This is a genomic window from Chloroflexota bacterium (assembly GCA_016219275.1).
In the GTDB taxonomy this organism is placed as follows: Bacteria; Chloroflexota; Anaerolineae; order UBA4142; family UBA4142; genus JACRBM01.
Window position 1 is genome coordinate 15,799 of sequence record JACRBM010000037.1, and the last position, 15,580, is coordinate 31,378.

General features: G+C 56.7%; 15 protein-coding genes and 3 tRNA genes. 8 read left to right on the forward strand and 10 right to left on the reverse strand.

Features of this window, described 5'->3' with window-relative positions; genetic code table 11:
• Positions 1 to 23: 23 nt before the first annotated feature.
• From HY868_07920 to HY868_07940, 5 genes are all read right to left on the reverse strand, one after another.
• Positions 24 to 536 (reverse strand): DUF296 domain-containing protein, encoded by a 513-nt coding sequence (locus tag HY868_07920; protein MBI5302050.1) that lies wholly within the window; start codon positions 534 to 536, stop codon positions 24 to 26.
• Between the two features lie 136 nt (positions 537 to 672).
• The gene (locus tag HY868_07925) at positions 673 to 2,169 is read right to left on the reverse strand and encodes an aldehyde dehydrogenase family protein (protein MBI5302051.1); all 1,497 of its coding nucleotides are present in this window, start codon (positions 2,167 to 2,169) and stop codon (positions 673 to 675) included.
• A gap of 84 nt (positions 2,170 to 2,253) precedes the next feature.
• A complete protein-coding gene (locus HY868_07930; GenBank protein ID MBI5302052.1) occupies positions 2,254 to 2,871 on the reverse strand; it encodes a hypothetical protein in 618 nt (205 codons plus the stop codon).
• Positions 2,872 to 2,877: 6 nt separating this feature from the next.
• Positions 2,878 to 3,630, reverse strand: a complete 753-nt coding sequence (locus tag HY868_07935; GenBank protein MBI5302053.1) for a 4Fe-4S binding protein — start codon at positions 3,628 to 3,630, stop codon at positions 2,878 to 2,880.
• Between the two features lie 25 nt (positions 3,631 to 3,655).
• Positions 3,656 to 4,411 carry a FadR family transcriptional regulator gene (locus HY868_07940; protein ID MBI5302054.1) on the reverse strand — a complete coding sequence of 252 codons (756 nt, stop codon included), beginning with the start codon at positions 4,409 to 4,411 and terminating at the stop codon, positions 3,656 to 3,658.
• 409 nt (positions 4,412 to 4,820) lie between these two features.
• On the opposite strand from HY868_07940, the gene mvaD reads away from it, so the two are divergent.
• Positions 4,821 to 5,807 (forward strand): diphosphomevalonate decarboxylase, encoded by a 987-nt coding sequence (gene mvaD / locus HY868_07945; protein MBI5302055.1) that lies wholly within the window; start codon positions 4,821 to 4,823, stop codon positions 5,805 to 5,807.
• 164 nt (positions 5,808 to 5,971) lie between these two features.
• On the opposite strand, the gene lgt is transcribed toward mvaD, so the two are convergent.
• The 5 genes from lgt to HY868_07970 form a co-directional block, all read right to left on the reverse strand.
• A complete protein-coding gene (gene lgt / locus HY868_07950; GenBank protein MBI5302056.1) occupies positions 5,972 to 6,862 on the reverse strand; it encodes a prolipoprotein diacylglyceryl transferase in 891 nt (296 codons plus the stop codon).
• Positions 6,863 to 6,936: 74 nt separating this feature from the next.
• Positions 6,937 to 7,380 (reverse strand): vitamin K epoxide reductase family protein, encoded by a 444-nt coding sequence (locus tag HY868_07955; GenBank protein ID MBI5302057.1) that lies wholly within the window; start codon positions 7,378 to 7,380, stop codon positions 6,937 to 6,939.
• 107 nt (positions 7,381 to 7,487) lie between these two features.
• Positions 7,488 to 7,561, reverse strand: a tRNA-Arg gene (locus HY868_07960).
• Positions 7,562 to 7,649: 88 nt separating this feature from the next.
• Positions 7,650 to 7,748: transfer RNA gene (locus HY868_07965), tRNA-Ser, on the reverse strand.
• A 91-nt stretch (positions 7,749 to 7,839) separates the two neighbouring features.
• A tRNA-Ser gene (locus HY868_07970) sits at positions 7,840 to 7,923 on the reverse strand.
• 116 nt (positions 7,924 to 8,039) lie between these two features.
• Between HY868_07970 and HY868_07975 the strand changes: the two genes are divergently transcribed.
• The 7 genes from HY868_07975 (at position 8,040) to HY868_08005 (ending at position 15,509) form a co-directional block, all read left to right on the forward strand.
• Positions 8,040 to 8,996, forward strand: a complete 957-nt coding sequence (locus HY868_07975) for a GDP-mannose 4,6-dehydratase (protein ID MBI5302058.1) — start codon at positions 8,040 to 8,042, stop codon at positions 8,994 to 8,996.
• Positions 8,993 to 9,967 carry a GDP-mannose 4,6-dehydratase gene (gene gmd, locus HY868_07980; GenBank protein ID MBI5302059.1) on the forward strand — a complete coding sequence of 325 codons (975 nt, stop codon included), beginning with the start codon at positions 8,993 to 8,995 and terminating at the stop codon, positions 9,965 to 9,967. Before HY868_07975 ends, gmd begins: the two co-directional genes overlap by 4 nt.
• Positions 9,968 to 11,320 carry a phosphoglucosamine mutase gene (gene glmM / locus HY868_07985; GenBank protein ID MBI5302060.1) on the forward strand — a complete coding sequence of 451 codons (1,353 nt, stop codon included), beginning with the start codon at positions 9,968 to 9,970 and terminating at the stop codon, positions 11,318 to 11,320.
• Between the two features lie 90 nt (positions 11,321 to 11,410).
• Entirely contained in the window at positions 11,411 to 12,832 is a 1,422-nt protein-coding gene (locus HY868_07990; GenBank protein MBI5302061.1) for a phosphoglucomutase/phosphomannomutase family protein, read from the forward strand.
• On the forward strand, positions 12,833 to 13,603 hold the full coding sequence (locus HY868_07995) for a TatD family hydrolase (GenBank protein MBI5302062.1): 771 nt from the start codon (positions 12,833 to 12,835) through the stop codon (positions 13,601 to 13,603). It begins immediately after the preceding gene.
• Positions 13,604 to 13,610: 7 nt separating this feature from the next.
• Positions 13,611 to 14,558, forward strand: a complete 948-nt coding sequence (locus tag HY868_08000; GenBank protein MBI5302063.1) for a polyprenyl synthetase family protein — start codon at positions 13,611 to 13,613, stop codon at positions 14,556 to 14,558.
• Positions 14,559 to 15,509, forward strand: coding sequence for a glycosyltransferase family 2 protein (locus tag HY868_08005; GenBank protein ID MBI5302064.1), 951 nt, complete (start codon positions 14,559 to 14,561; stop codon positions 15,507 to 15,509).
• Positions 15,510 to 15,580: the final 71 nt, after the last annotated feature.

Sequence of the window (15,580 nt, forward strand, 5' to 3'; positions counted from 1 at the left end):
AAGACACTTGCAGTTTGTCTTGTTTACAAATCGTTCCTGAACTCCATAAGACCGGTGACCTCGCTCTTTTTCTTTTTGACGTTCGAGTTCTTGACGTTGGCGATAAAGATTTCGGTTGTGGTGAAAACCTTGGCAGCGACCATGTGCCCGCCGGTCAGTTCGCCTTTGCCGTGGGACAAGAGACAGTGGATGTGCAGCACCGAGTCGCCGTGCTTCAGGTTGCCAAATTCACCCACCAGGGGAACGATGTTGCCTTCGACGCTCATCAGTTCAAACGGACCCTTCATCTCGATTCGGTTCAGGTTCTCCGCTGGAATGACCGGAATCGAGAACGCCGGCTTGGGCGCGACAAAGACCACATCTTCGAGACTGCCGATGCCGGAAATGATCGCCGCGCGCTCCCAGCCCTGGTCTTTGACGGTTTTGGTCAGCATCTGAAACAGATCATCGCCGGGCTGAAAACGGGTGAGAATTACATCGCTCAGGTCAACCTGCTCGATGAATCGTGGATCAGCATGGGAATTGTTGTCACTCATAAATAAATCTTTCTCCTCCTTCGACTTGGTAACTGATGTTACGCACTGTCATTTCGAGCGTAGCGAGAAATCTATTTTTTCACTAGAGATTTCTCCTCGCTCCGCTCGTCGAAATGACAATTGGGTATAAGGTGAGTTAGTAACCCAGGTTGACGGTGACGCTTTTGCGCTGAGTGAAACCCTCGAGCATGCCTTCCAGCGACCACTCGCGTCCGATACCGCTCTGTTTGAAACCGCCATACGAGTTGCCGGGGACGATGCCGCCGCCCTGGTTGACCTGCACGAAACCTGATTCGATTTGGTGAGCGGTGCGCAGCGCTTTGGAAATATCGTGAGTGTAGATGAACGCCGCCAAGCCATAGTGACTGTCGTTCGCCATCCGAATGACCTCGGCTTCGTCTTTCCAGGGGATGACGACGAGGACGGGACCAAAAATCTCTTCTCGAACGATCCGCCAGTCATTCTGCACACCAACAAAAACCGTCGGTTCGACAAAGTACCCTTCCGTGAACGGCAATGTTTTTGGCGGCATCCCACCGCACACGGCTTTTGCGCCCGGTTGTTCGAGACCATCGGCGATATAGTCCAAGATGGTGTTGTACTGATTTTCGTTGACGATAGCGCCCACCTGGGTCGTGTCATCCAGCGGCTCGCCGATTTTGAACGCGCGCAGTTTGGTCACGAGCTTTTCGATGAAAGAATCAAAGATGGATTCGTGCAGGTAAAGCCGAGTGCCAGCGGTGCAGGACTGTCCTTGACGCACGACGCGCATACCGTTGATCACGTTTGCAACCGTGGCATCATCGTTGGCGTCCGCAAAAACAATCTGCGGACTTTTTCCGCCGAGTTCGAGCGAGACCGGGATGATGCGCTCCGTCGCCGCGCGCATGACGTTTCTGCCGACTTCCGTCGAGCCGGTGAAGGTCAGCTTGGCGATCATCGGATGATGGATCAGCGCTTCGCCACATTCGGAACCACTGCCGGTAACGATATTGAGAACACCTTTGGGCAGAAAGCGTTGGCAGAGTTCGACCAGTTTGATCGTCGCGAGAGGCGCTTCTACAGATGGTTTGAGAACGAGGGTGTTGCCGGGCGTGATTGCCATCGAGATTTTCAGCGCGCCCAGCGCCAGTGGCGCATTCCAGGGAACGATCCCGCCCACAACTCCCAGGGGTTCGCGGCGCGAATAACTAAAGAGTTGCTCACCGAGCGGGAGAACTTCGCCTTTGATCTCGCTGGCAACGCCGCCAAAGTAGCGAAAGATGTCCGCCGTCTGCATCGTCTCATTGCGCGACTGGGTGGCGATGGCGTTGCCCGTTTCAATCGAATACAATCGAGCGAAATCTTCCTTGCAGCTTTCAATCGCGTCGGCGATCTTGAGCAGTGCTTTGCCGCGTTCGCGCGCAGGGGTGTTTTTCCAGCCGGGGAAGGCATCGGCGGCGGCTTTAACGGCTTGATCAACTTCGGCGGCACCGGCTTTGGGAACTTGCCCGGCGGCGGTTCCTTTGTGTGCCGGATTCTCAACGGAGAGCCACTTGCCGCTCGCGGCTTCCACGGATTCTCCGTTGATGATCATCTTGACTTGACCGACACCGTGCTGCCAGTCCGATACGGGTTGGATTGGTTCAATCATGCGATAGAGACCTCCAGGTGAATTGGTTCGCCAGAAACCAGGTTTCCGCTTCGCGGAGAAACCTGGTTTCTGTCTTATTGATTCTTAAACAAGTTTCGCAAGCAATCGTTCGGCGCGCTTGGGATTGAAAATGCCGCACAAACACGGCGCAGCAATTTCAGCAGCGGCAGCGGCGCAGGTCTTTTTCCCTTTTCGAATTAGCTTGACATTTTCGAGGACGAGGTTCGCGGCGACGAGTCCATGCCCGCACATGGTGGTGATTTCCAAAATTGGGTCCGGGGCGAGTTGGTCTGTCTTGCCCAAAATGCCGCCGGAGTATTCGACGGTGTGCATCGGCAGTCCTGACTTTTGGCACGCCGCTTGTGTGTCGTCGAAGAGACCCGTAATCACCACCGAGAGTCCCAGGTCGGCGGCTTGAAGGTCTTCCAGAACGCGAATCACGGTCTCTTTATCGGGGAAGACATAATGGAGTACGGAGGTGTCTTGAAAGCCGGCGCGGATGCTTTCAAAATCGGAATTGTATAGACTGCCGGTCTTGACATCGCCGCAGTTGACATGAGGATGCTTTGCTAAAAGCTCGAACATCTTGCGTTTGGTTTCGGCGGAACCTTTGTGCGTAATGCCGGTCGCCGCCATTGCGAGGAGAACGTGATCGTCACTCAGATCATGCGCCTCGCCTTTGCGGTGCAGTGTGTGAGTCACTGTGGATTATCCTTGTTGTGGATTCTTAAACAGAGGGCGTCCCAGTCCAACGTTTGTCTTGCCGGCAAGCGATGGCTCAAAGCCGGCTTCTTTCATCGCATCGCGCGCGGGGATCTTCCCATCAGGAGTTACCTTGCCGATCACATCCAGACTAAACACTGTGTCTATTTCCTCGGCAAGTTCTTTGACTGTCTGGAATACGCGCTCGGCGTTCTCTAATGGCACGATGCCTTCGACAATTGCCGAGAGAACTTTTTCTTCCCGCACTTCGGGTTTCAGCGCACCCGTCTTCGGATCGGCGATCAATTGAGTGAGGGGATTCTTTGGCTCGAGCACAAAACCCAAGGGCAACAGGCGCTTGAACGCTTTTTCGGTTTCCTTTAATCTACATCCCAGCGCCGGTCGCCCGAACTCCAATCCGATCCCGATATAGCCATCCCAAAAGCGACCAGTGACTTCGTTCGTTTTCATCTCCTCCGTACCCCTGCCCGGAATATCGGTGCCGGGGTGGGAGAACCATGGATCGCTGAAGAGCTGCCGCAAAACTCGCGGATATGGCAGAGTATCACGCACAATCGCGTTTGTGGCGCATAACTTCGCCCGATAGCACGCGCCACATTCAACACATTCGTCGCTCACGATGATGGCGTGTGCGTCAATCCCCTGGGCTTTATCTCTCTTGAAGGCGATGATCGCACTCACTGGGCAATAGGGAATGCACTTGGCGCATCCTTTGCATTTTTCCTGATCGATGAACATTGTTCTCCCCGAATGACTCAATCTGTTACTTGGCTTTTGCTCGTTCTTTAGGAGATTGTTGTGCGAGGTCTTTCTTCATCGCCGCGCCGTAATAGCGTTCGATTGCCTCTTGCACTTCTAGGATGTGGCGGGTCATTTCCTTGATTGCCTTTTCCCGATCCCTGTATTTGATCGCTTGATAGATTCGCCGATGCGCGGTCAAGGATCGCTCGGACATGCCGGGAAGGACGCTGAAGGATTCCGTAATGAACTGATCCATGGAATTGCGAACATCGGTAAATACATTGGCAATGAAATGATTGTTGGATGCCTCCGCAATGAGATGATGGAAAGCGGTATCCTTTGCGATATATTCGGTGAGGTTGTTACTCTTGATCGCGTCAGACATTTCCTCGACCAGGTCTCCCATCTGTTGGATTTGGGCGTCAGTCGCTTTTTGGACCGCCAACTCCACCATCCCGACTTCGATGAATCGGCGCGCCTCGATCAGTTCTCGCGTTCCTGCCGCATCGGAGACCAGAGGGAGGGCAAAGCGATTGGGCGGCATTTCAGGAACTTGCCGCCGCAGCACAGTTCCTATTCCCGGCGCCTGCTCGATCACACCCATCAGAGCAAGAGTGTGGAACGCTTCGCGCAAACAGGGGCGGCTAACACCCAGTTTGGCGGCGAGTTCGTACTGATTGGGCAACTTGTCACCCACTTTCAGCTCGCCGCTTTCCATCATGCGCCGGATCTCGTCAATGACCCCATCGGCCAAGTTTTTTTTGACAACGCGTCCCAATTGGAAACACCTCTTTCTTCTCTACTTTGTAATACAATCATACCATCATATCATCTGTTTGTCAAGCAGTTAGAATTGCGAATTAGGGCTTGGTCAATGTCCGACTGTCACTGCGAATCGCGTACTCCAGAATGCCCGCGAGCGCTATTTTTGAGACTGTAGCAAGCCCACCGACGTTTTGTTAACTCACCACCGAGACGCACACTTGCCCTGGCGGGAACGCAAGTGCCAGGGGAGAGCGCAGAGTTTTTCAAGATTCGCAGAGCGTCCGCGTTCTCCGCGCCTCTTCGGTAAAATTGAGCGGTGTTTCGGTAGCGATGCTACACTGTCCTATTTTTCCTTATTTTGCCGTGTAATACGAGCGTGGTATACTGCTCCAAGAAATTTTTGAAAAGGTGATCGAGAACAAATGTTGCAAAAAGCTACCGCTGAGGCAAAAAGTAACATCGCGTTCATCAAATACTGGGGCAATCGCGATGCAACGTACCGCGTGCCGTTGAACAACTCGATTTCGATGAATCTCGATCACGCGACGACGACGACGACGGTTGCGTTTAACGCGATGCTCAACGACGATTCGGTTACGTTGGCGAATGAACCAGCCAGTGTTGCAGTGCGCGCGCGCGTGATCGCGCATCTCGACCGCATCCGCGCGCGCGCCAAAATCGAAACGCGCGCGCGCGTCGCGTCGCAAAATAATTTTCCGACCGGCACCGGCATGGCATCGAGCGCCAGCGCATTCGCCGCGCTCTCGCTCGCCGCGACGCGCGCCGCCGGTTTGAGCCTGAATGAACGCGAGCTTTCGATGCTGGCGCGGCAAGGGTCCGGCTCAGCGTGCCGTTCGATTCCCGACGGGTTCGTCGAGTGGATGGCGGGCACGGAACACGCGAATTCGTACGCGGTCAGTCTCGCACCGGCGGATTTTTGGGATTTGCGCGATGTGATCGCGATTGTGAGCACGGAGGAGAAAAAAGTTGGGTCGAGCGATGGGCATAATCGCGCACAGACGAGTCATTTCATAGACGAACGCCTCCGCGCGTTGCCGTTGCGTTTGCAACGCGTGCGCCGCGCTCTGTTTGCCAAAGATTTAGCGCTGCTCGGTCCCGCGCTCGAAGAAGACGCAGTCGAGTTGCACATAATCGCGATGACCTCGACCCCGCCGATTTATTATTGGTCGCCCGCGATGGTGCGCGTGATTCAAGCCGCGCACGCGTGGCGCGCGGAGGGACTCGCGGTTTATTTTACGCTCGATGCCGGACCGAACGTGCATTTGATTTGTGAGGGCAAAGACGCGGAGGAGGTCGTTGCACGCGCGCGCCAACTCGCCGAGGTGCAACAGGTAATGATGAACGCGCCGGGCGGACCGGCGCGTGTGGTCGAGGATCATTTGTTTTGAAAAAGAAAAAAGTTCTTCCGATTTGAACTGGAGAATAACCACAGATTACACAGATTTTATGATCAGTGTAATCTGTGTAATCTGTGGTTTACAAATGCTGTTCCGCTCAAGTCGGGAGAGCCGAGAAAAAAAGAGACGGGGCATTCGCCTCGTCTCTTTTCATTCTAGCGCGATTGTTGTTGGCGTCGGCGTTGGCGCGCGCGTTGCGCCGCCAGTTCCGCCTTGCTGGGTCCCGTGTGACGATAGATCAACATCACACCACAGACCACCACCATAATCATGCCGATGATTTGCGCGGTCGCTACGCCGCTAATCAACCACGCATCGGGACGTTGAAATTCGGTGAGGAAACGTACTACGCCGTAGAACATACCCCACAGCAACAGCATATCGCCAAGCTTGGCGTTCTGCCAGCGGCGCACGATCACGACCAGGGCAATCGTGACGGCGATCATCAGCAACGATTCGTACAAAAACGTCGGATGAAAGCGCGTCGTGTCCACCGGGTATTTGTCGAGGTCGCTGAAAATCGGCAAGCGATGTGCGGCATCAATCTTGATGCCCCATGCCAAATCGGTCGGGTAGCCGTACAATTCTTGGTTGAAAAAATTGCCCCAGCGTCCTATCGCTTGACCGAGCGCCAGTCCCGGCATCGCGAGATCAACGAGTTGCAGGAAGTTGATCTTGGTGTACCGCGCATACAAATAGATACCCAGGATGCCGCCCGCGACCGCGCCATAGATGCCCAAGCCGCCGGAGCGAAAGTTCAAAATCTCGATCGGGTTTTGCAGGTAATAGTCGAACCCGATGTTCGTGCCCGTCGGCGATGAGATGACGTGATACAAACGCGCGCCGATCACGCCGAGAATCAACGCGGCAAGCAAGGCATTCCACACGTGATCGGGGTCTATCCCGCGCCGCTTGGCTTCGATGCTCGCGATGTATGCGCCGGCGAGCGCGCCGAGCACGATCACAATGCCGTACCAGTAAATCGGAAACGATCCGCCGTCGGGAAGCGGAATGCTAAACGCGACGGACGAAGGAAAGAAATCCACAGCCACTCCTTTGCTGGACAAGTTCGAGGCGCATTATACCACAGGTCGCGGCGATGCGAAAATATCCGCGCGCGTCACGCGCGTTCGATACGTCGCTCGATCAACAAGCCGAGAAGAATTCCGAGAATCGCGACCTGTTGTAACACGCACCAACCGCAGATCGCGTGAAGCACGAACAATTCGATCACCGAGAGATACACGGCGAAAAACAAGCCGACGCCGGTGCACATCAAGCGAATGTCGGTGAGCCATACCGGCGCATCATCGCGCGCGAAGAACGCCCACCCCGCGAGCGCGAGCAAGGTCGCGTATCCCGCGATGCCAATCGCCGAGACGGGAACGCCGAGCAGAGACGAGTACGGACTTGCCTGGACGGTCTCGCATTCACCCAGTCCGCACACGATGAGATTCTGCGTTAGTTTCGTCCACAACAAATAAATCGAATCGAGCAAACCGATGAGCGCCAGTACCGCGCTAATCACCTGCAATCGGCGGAGGTCGTTTAACCAATCGCGCATCTGTACTCCTTTGCGAATTTCACGACGCGGAGCGCGGCAGATATTTTACACACAATCACGCGGAATGCAAAACGCCGAGCCGCGAATCGCGACTCGGCGTTGCACTGCCTCCCCGGCGAGGCTTGAACTCGCAACCTCAGCCTCCGCAGGGCTGCGCGCTATCCAATTGCGCTACGGGGAGTTAGTTCGAGAGTTTGCTAGTGCAATAGTGCGATAGTTGATAACGACAGACGATTCAACTATTGCACTATCGAACTATTGCACTAAACTGGCGGAGGGGGCGGGATTTGAACCCGCGATAGAAGCTTTTAGGACCCCTATAGTCACTTAGCAGGCGACCGCACTAGACCAGGCTATGCGACCCCTCCAGGTTTTGGATGTTGGAGGTTGGAGATTGGAAAACACCGTCGGAACCGGACGCTCTAATTTCTAACTTCCAACATCTAACTTCCAATCCGACGGAGGAGGAAGGATTCGAACCTCCGTGGCTTTAGACCCATCCGCTTTCAAGGCGGCGCCGATAGTCCACTCCGGCACTCCTCCAACAGCGCAACCAGTATAGCAGAGAGCACGATTTTAGTCAAACTATTGCACGGTGTTTTGCGAATCATTAGAACTTGAGTTATAATGCGCCCGACTTTTTGAATGAGGAGCACCGTTTGCGCGCGCTGATCACCGGGTTGAATGGATTTGCCGGCAGTCACCTTGCCGATTTTTTGTTGGCGCAAGGCGACTGCGAAATTGTCGGCGGCGTGTTTGGCGATTGCGCGAACATCGCCCACTTGGAAGGACGCGCGGTCTTTATCGCGGGCAACCTCACGGATCCGCGCTTTGCCGAATCGTTGCTCGAACGCGCGCGCCCGGATCACATTTACCATCTCGCCGGGCAAGCCTTCCCCCCGATTTCCTGGCAAGACCCATGGACGACCATCGAAATCAATTTGCGCTCGCAAGTGAATTTGCTCAGCGCGGTCGTGCGCCTGGGTCTAACGCCGCGCATCTTGGTCATCGGCTCGATGGAAGAGTACGGGCGCGTCGAGCCGCACGAGATTCCGGTCACCGAAGAAACACCATTGCGTCCCGATAGTCCGTACGGCGTCAGCAAAATGGCGCAAGATTTTTTGGGCTTGCAGTATTTTTTGAGCCACCACCTGCCCGTCATTCGCGTCCGACCGTCGAATCACATCGGACCGCGCCAGAACGATCAATTCGTCACCTCGAACTTTGCCAAGCAGATCGCCGAAATCGAACTAGGCAAACGCGAACCGGTCTTGCGCGTCGGCAACCTCAGCGCGCAACGCGATTTCAGCGACGTGCGCGATATGGTGCGCGCGTATCATCTCGCGATGGCACGCGGCGCGCCCGGCGAGGTATACAACATCGGCAGCGAGTACGCCGTCTCGATCCAACACATCGTCGAGTTGTTGCTCGCGCAGAGCCGCGTACCGATTCGCATCGAGCAAGACCCGACGCGCTTGCGTCCCTCGGACACACCGTTGATGTTCTGCAGCGCCGCGAAATTCCGCGCGCAAACCGGTTGGCACGCGATCGTTCCGCTCGACCAGAGTCTGCGCGATATTCTAGATTACTGGAGAGAACAAGTAAACAAACAATGAAAAAGAAAGCAATGATTACCGGCATCACGGGGCAGGATGGTTCATATCTTGCCGAGTTTCTACTGGAACAAGGATACGAGGTCATCGGCATGGTGCGCCGCACCTCGACGATCAACTTTGAACGCATTCAACACATCCAAGATAAAGTTTGCATCGTGCAAGGCGACTTGCTCGACCAGGTTTCGTTGATTGACATCGTGCGCGAGCATCGCCCCACCGAAGTGTACAACCTCGCCGCGCAATCGTTCATCCCCACCTCGTTCAAGCAACCAGTACTCACCGGCGAATTCACCGCGCTCGGCGTCACGCGTATGCTCGAAGCGATTCGCCTCGTCAATCCGGAAATTCGTTTCTACCAAGCGTCGTCCTCCGAAATGTTTGGCAAGGTCGTTGAGATTCCGCAACGCGAGACCACGCCGTTTCATCCGCGCAGTCCGTACGGCGTCGCCAAAGTGTACGGTCACTGGATCACCGTCAATTACCGCGAATCGTACAATCTCTTCGCGGTGTCGGGCATCCTGTTCAATCACGAATCGCCGCGCCGCGGTTTGGAATTCGTCACGCACAAGGTCACGTACAACGCCGCGAAAATCGCGCTGGGGTTGGCGGATAAATTGCCGATGGGCAATTTGGACTCGCAACGCGATTGGGGCTATGCGCCCGATTACGTGCGAATGATGAACTTGATGCTCCAACAAGATCACCCCGAAGATTTCGTGATCGCAACCGGTCGCACGCACTCGATCAAACGCCTGTGCGAGGTCGCGTTCGCGTGCATGGACTTAGATTGGCAACGTTACGTGTACGTGGACGAAGCGTTCCTGCGCCCCGCCGATGTGGACTTGCTCATCGGCGATCCGAACAAAGCCAAACAAAAACTAGGTTGGGAACCGCACGTGACCTTCGAGCAAATGATCGAAAAGATGGTCGAAGCGGATCTCGCCGCGTTGAAGAAACAACACAATTTGTAAATGGAAAAACTTTTTGGCACGGACGGCATTCGCGGCATCGCGAATCAATTTCCGTTGACGCCGGAATTCGTCACGCGCATCGGCAGCGCGATCGGTCAGGTGATCGGTCGCGGCGCAACGCGTCCGCGCGCGCTGCTCGGACGCGACACGCGGATTTCCGGCGCGATGATCGAACACGCGCTTGCCGCGGGCTTGATGGCGCAGGGCTTCGACACGCTGCATGTCGGCGTGCTCGCCACCCCCGGCATCGCGTATCTCACGCGCGCGCTCGGCGCGCGGTGCGGTATTTCGATTTCCGCGTCGCACAATCCGTTTCAGGACAACGGCATCAAGGTGTTCGGCGCGGACGGTTTCAAAATTCCGGACGCGCGCGAGAACGAAATCGAAATGCTCGCGCAAACCGAGTTGGGCGCGGGCACGGTCGCCGAGCATATCGGACAGCGGCACGACGAAACTGCAACGGTCGAACAGTATTTTGACTTTGCGCTCAGCGCGGTCAGCCGTCAACCGATCTTGCGCGGCAAGCGCGTCGTCGTAGATTGCAACCATGGTGCGACGTTTCGACTCGCGCCGCGCGCGTTGCGCGTGCTTGGCGCCGAGGTCCTCACGCTGAATCACGAACCGGACGGCGTCAATATCAATCGCGGATACGATTCGCTCGAACCGAAATTGTTGCGCGAGACGGTGTTGCGCGCGCACGCGGACTGGGGCGTCCAGTTCGACGGCGACGGCGACCGCGCGGTGTTCGTGGACGAACGCGGCAACTATGTGGACGGCGATTTTGTGCTCGCGATTCTCGCGCGCGATTTTCAAGCGCGCGGATTGTTCGCGGCGCGCGGCAACGCCGTCATCTCGACGGTGATGGCGAACGTCGGCTTGGAACAATCTCTGCGCGCGGCTGACATCGCGATGGAGCGCACGCCGGTCGGCGACCGCTGGGTCACCGAGCGGATGCGCGCGAGCGGCGCGATCCTGGGCGGCGAACAGTCCGGGCACATCGTTCTGTTCGACGGCGGGCACACGACCGGCGATGGACTGTACACCGCGATTCGCGTTGCGGATGTGATCGTGCGGAGCGGCAGAACGCTTGCGGAACTGGCGTCGTGCATGACGCGCTATCCACAAGTGCTCGTCAACGTGCGTGTGCCGCGCAAACCGCCGCTCGAACAAGTGCCGGTCATTCAGGCGCGCGTCGAACACGCGCGCGAAATCCTGGGCGCGGAGGCGCGCATTCTGTTGCGTTATTCCGGCACCGAGAATCTCGCGCGCGTGATGATCGAAGGTCTCGACGCGGCAATGATCGCGCACGAGGCAAACGCGATTGCGGACGTGATTCGGCAAACGATTACCTAAAACCCAGTTCCTCTATTTCCGATTTCCTTGATTACCCTTATTTCCCTCATTTCCTTTCAGAATGGAAATGAGGGAACTTGAAGGACATTCATGCCCACAGAGATCAAATTTGGCACCGATGGTTGGCGCGGCGTGATCGCCGATGATTATACGTACGAAAATTTGCGTCGCTGCGCGCACGGCATGGCGCAGTACTTGATCGCGACCAAGCAAACGACACGCGGGTTGGTGATCGGCTACGACACGCGTTTTTCCGCCGAACTGTTCGCGCAGGTCGTCGCCGAAGTGATCGCCGCGCACGGCATCAAAGTGTTCATGGTAGATCGCCCAACGCCCACACCAGTCATTTCGTACGCGATTCTCGCGCAGCGCGCGCACGGCGCGGTCAACCTCACCTCGTCGCACAATCCGCCGATGTGGGGCGGCTTCAAGGTGCGCGCGGATTACGCCGGCGCAATCGGTCCCGAGGGCTTGAAGCAAATCGAGTCGTTCATCCCCGCGCCGGAAAACGTCAAGCGCATGCCGTTCAAAGACGCGCAGGCGCAAGGGCTGATCGAAATCTTTGATCCGAAACCGGCGTTTCGCAAACAACTCGACAAACTCGTGAACATCGAACCGCTGCGCCAAGCGGGTCTCACCCTCGCGGTGGATTCGATGTGGGGCGCGGGGATGGGCTGGTTCAAGGAATTGCTCGCCGGCGGCGCGACGCGCGTCGTCGAGATTCATAACTATCGCAATCCCAGTTTTCCGGAAATGAACAACCCAGAACCGATTCCGCCGAACGTCAACGGGCTGATGGAACTCGTCAAACGCGAGCACGCGCATCTCGGCATCGCGACCGACGGCGACGCGGATCGCATCGGCGGCTCGACCGAACAAGGCGTGTTCATTCACCAACTGCAAATGTACGCGTTGCTCGCGCTTTACCTGCTCGAAGTGCGCGGGATGCGCGGCGCGATCGTGAAAACGCTCAACACAACTTCGATGCTCGACAAACTCGGCAAGCGTTTCAACGTGCCAGTACACGAGACCGGCGTCGGATTCAAGTTCGTCGCGCCGAAAATTTTGGAAACGAACGCGATGATCGGCGGCGAAGAATCCGGCGGCTATGCGTTTCGCGATCACATTCCCGAACGCGATGGCATCGTCGCCGCGTTGTATCTGATGGATTTCGTCGTGCAGACCGGCAAAACGCCGTCGCAGTTGCTCGACCATCTCTTCGAGTTGGTCGGACCGCATTACTACGAACGCATTGACACAGAGTTTCCGGGAGAACAACGCGGCGAAATCATGGCGCGTTTGCATGACGCGCAACCTAGCACAATTGCCGGATTCAAAGTGACCGAGATCAATTTGATGGATGGGTTCAAATACCTGCTCGACGACGGCGGCTGGCTGTGCATCCGCTTTTCCGGCACTGAGCCGATCATGCGCTTTTACGTCGAAACGACCCAGGATCGCAAACGGCAAGAAATTCTCGACGCGGGATTGAAGTTGGCGGGGTTGCGCTAGTTGATTGACGCGCACTGCCATCTCGACGACGAACAATTCGCGAACGACCGCGACGCGGTGCTCGCGCGCGCGATGGATGCCGGCGTCGCCGCGATCATCACCGCCGGCACGGATGTGGCGACGAGCCGCGCGGCAGTCGCGCTCGCGGAGCAGTACGCAAGTGTCTACGCGGTCGTCGGCATTCATCCGCAAGCCGCGCACACATGCGACGCCGAATCGCTCGCGACGATTCGCACATTGGCGCAACATCCCAAGGTCGTCGGCATCGGCGAAATCGGTTTGGATTTTTACTGGCAACAAAATCCGCCGCGCGAAATCCAGGAACGCGCGTTCATCGCGCAACTCGAACTCGCGGCGGAACTCGACAAGCCGGTGGTGATTCACGACCGCGACGCGCATGCAGAACTGATGGCAACCCTTGCGAAGGTCGTCAAACCTTCGCAAGGTGGAATCCTGCACTGTTTTTCCGGCGATCTCGCGATGGCGCAACAGGCGATTGCCCTGGGTTACGCGATTTCGTTTGCCGGGAATCTGACCTTCAAGAATGCGACACGTCTGCAAGAGATCGCGCGCGCGTTGCCACTCGACAAAATCGTGATCGAAACGGACGCGCCGTACCTCTCGCCGCTACGCGGGCAACGCAACGAATCCGCGAACGTCGCGCGCGTCGCGGCAAAACTCGCGGAACTAAAAAACCTGACTCTGGACGTGGCACAACAATCCACGTCGCGCAATAGTGAAATGCTGTTTCGTCTGAAAACGGCAGGATGAGTGAACTTTGGGTCTCAATTCGATTTTGTCCCCGATTCAAACCGAGTTACAAGAAGTCGAAGTGCGTCTGCGCGACGCGGTGCGCGTAGATTATGCGCCGTTGGGCAGCGTGTTCGAATCGCTGATCGAGAGCGGCGGCAAACGAGTTCGTCCCGCGCTCGCGATTCTCGCGACCAAGTTCGGTCCCGCCGATCCGAACAAGGCGTATACACTCGCGATCACCGTCGAGCTGGTGCACGCGGCGACGTTGATTCACGACGACTTGATTGACAAATCGCCGGTGCGCCGCGGCAGTCCGACGATCAACTCGCGTTGGAGCGGCACGGCGACCGTGCTCGCCGGCGATTTTCTCCTCGCGCGCGCGGCGGACATCGCCGCGAGCATTGACGATTTTCGCGTGATGCGGATTTTCGCGCGCACCTTGATGGCGATTTGCGAAGGCGAGATTCGCCAGGATTTTGGCGGCATGCATTGGCCCCCCAATCGCGCAGAATACTATCGCCACATTGACAGCAAGACCGGCTCGTTGTTCGTCGCGAGCACCGAAGGCGGCGCGGTGTTGGCGGGCTTGTCCGAAAAAGAGATTAGCGCGATGACAGTGTACGGGCACAGTCTGGGACGCGCGTTCCAAATCGTGGACGACATTCTCGATTTCACGTCCGACGAGCAACAGTTGGGCAAGCCGGTTGGCAGCGATTTGCGGCAAGGCACGTACACCTTGCCGGTGTTTTATTTTATGGAGCAAGACCCGCGCGGCAACAACATCCCGGAATTGATGAACGCGATAGACGAGTTGGTGGACACGATTCGCCGTTCGCCGGCGATTGCCACGTCAAAAGCCGAAGCGCGTGCGACTGTACAACAAGCCATAGATGCGCTCACGATTTTTCCGGACACTTCATTCCGCCGCGCGTTGATTGATCTCGCCAATTTCGTGGTGGAGCGAACTCTCTGAGTGGACGTTTCGATCCTCATCGTCAGTTGGAATGTGCGCGAGTTATTACGACGATGCTTGCAGTCAGTTGCAAGTCAACAGTCTAGTCTGTCTACCGACGACCGGCGACTGGCGACTGAAATCATCGTCGTGGACAACGCGTCGCGCGATGACACCGTCGCCATGTTACGCGATGAATTTCCCAGGGTGCGCGTGATTGCAAATACCGAAAACCTGGGATTCACGCGTGCGAACAATCAAGCCCTTGCGCTAGCGCAGGGGCGTTATCTTTTTTTGCTCAACCCCGACACCGAACTACGCCCCGGCGCGTTGCAAACGCTGTACGAGTACGCGGAGCAAAACCCGCGCGTCGGCATCATCGGTCCGCAGTTGTTTTACGGCGACGGTGCCGTGCAATCCTCGCGCCGCCGCTTCCCCACACTCGCCACGGCGTTTCTCGAATCCACGCTTCTGCAACAATGGTTTCCGCGCAATCGCGTGCTCGCGCGCTATTACATGTTGGACACGCGCGACGACGCAACGCAACAAGTAGACTGGATCAACGGCGCGGCGATGTTTGTGCGGCGGCAAGTGTACGAGCAGATTGGTGGATTGGATGAAGCGTTTTTCATGTACTCGGAAGAACTCGATTGGTGCTATCGCGCGAAAAAAGCCGTTTGGCAAATCGTGTACTTGCCAACCGCGCAGATCGCGCATTACGAGGGCAAATCGTCCGAGCAAGCGGTCGCGGCGCGCGACATTCATTTCAACACGAGCAAGATTCGGTACTGGCGGAAATATCGCGGCGCGTTCTTCGCGGAAATTCTGCGCGTGTTTTTGCTGGCGACGTTCGCTTTTCAAATCGCGCGGGAAAGTGTAAAATGGGTGCTGGGTCACAAGCGCGCGTTGCGCGCGCAGAGAGTCAAGGCGTATTGGCAGGTGCTCAAAAGTCGCTTGGTTCGTGCTAATTGAAAGTCAGCTCGCCTGAGCCGTTCCGTTGGGCGTCCACTTACGCGGACGCAATGCTTCGCCCGCGTAGGCGG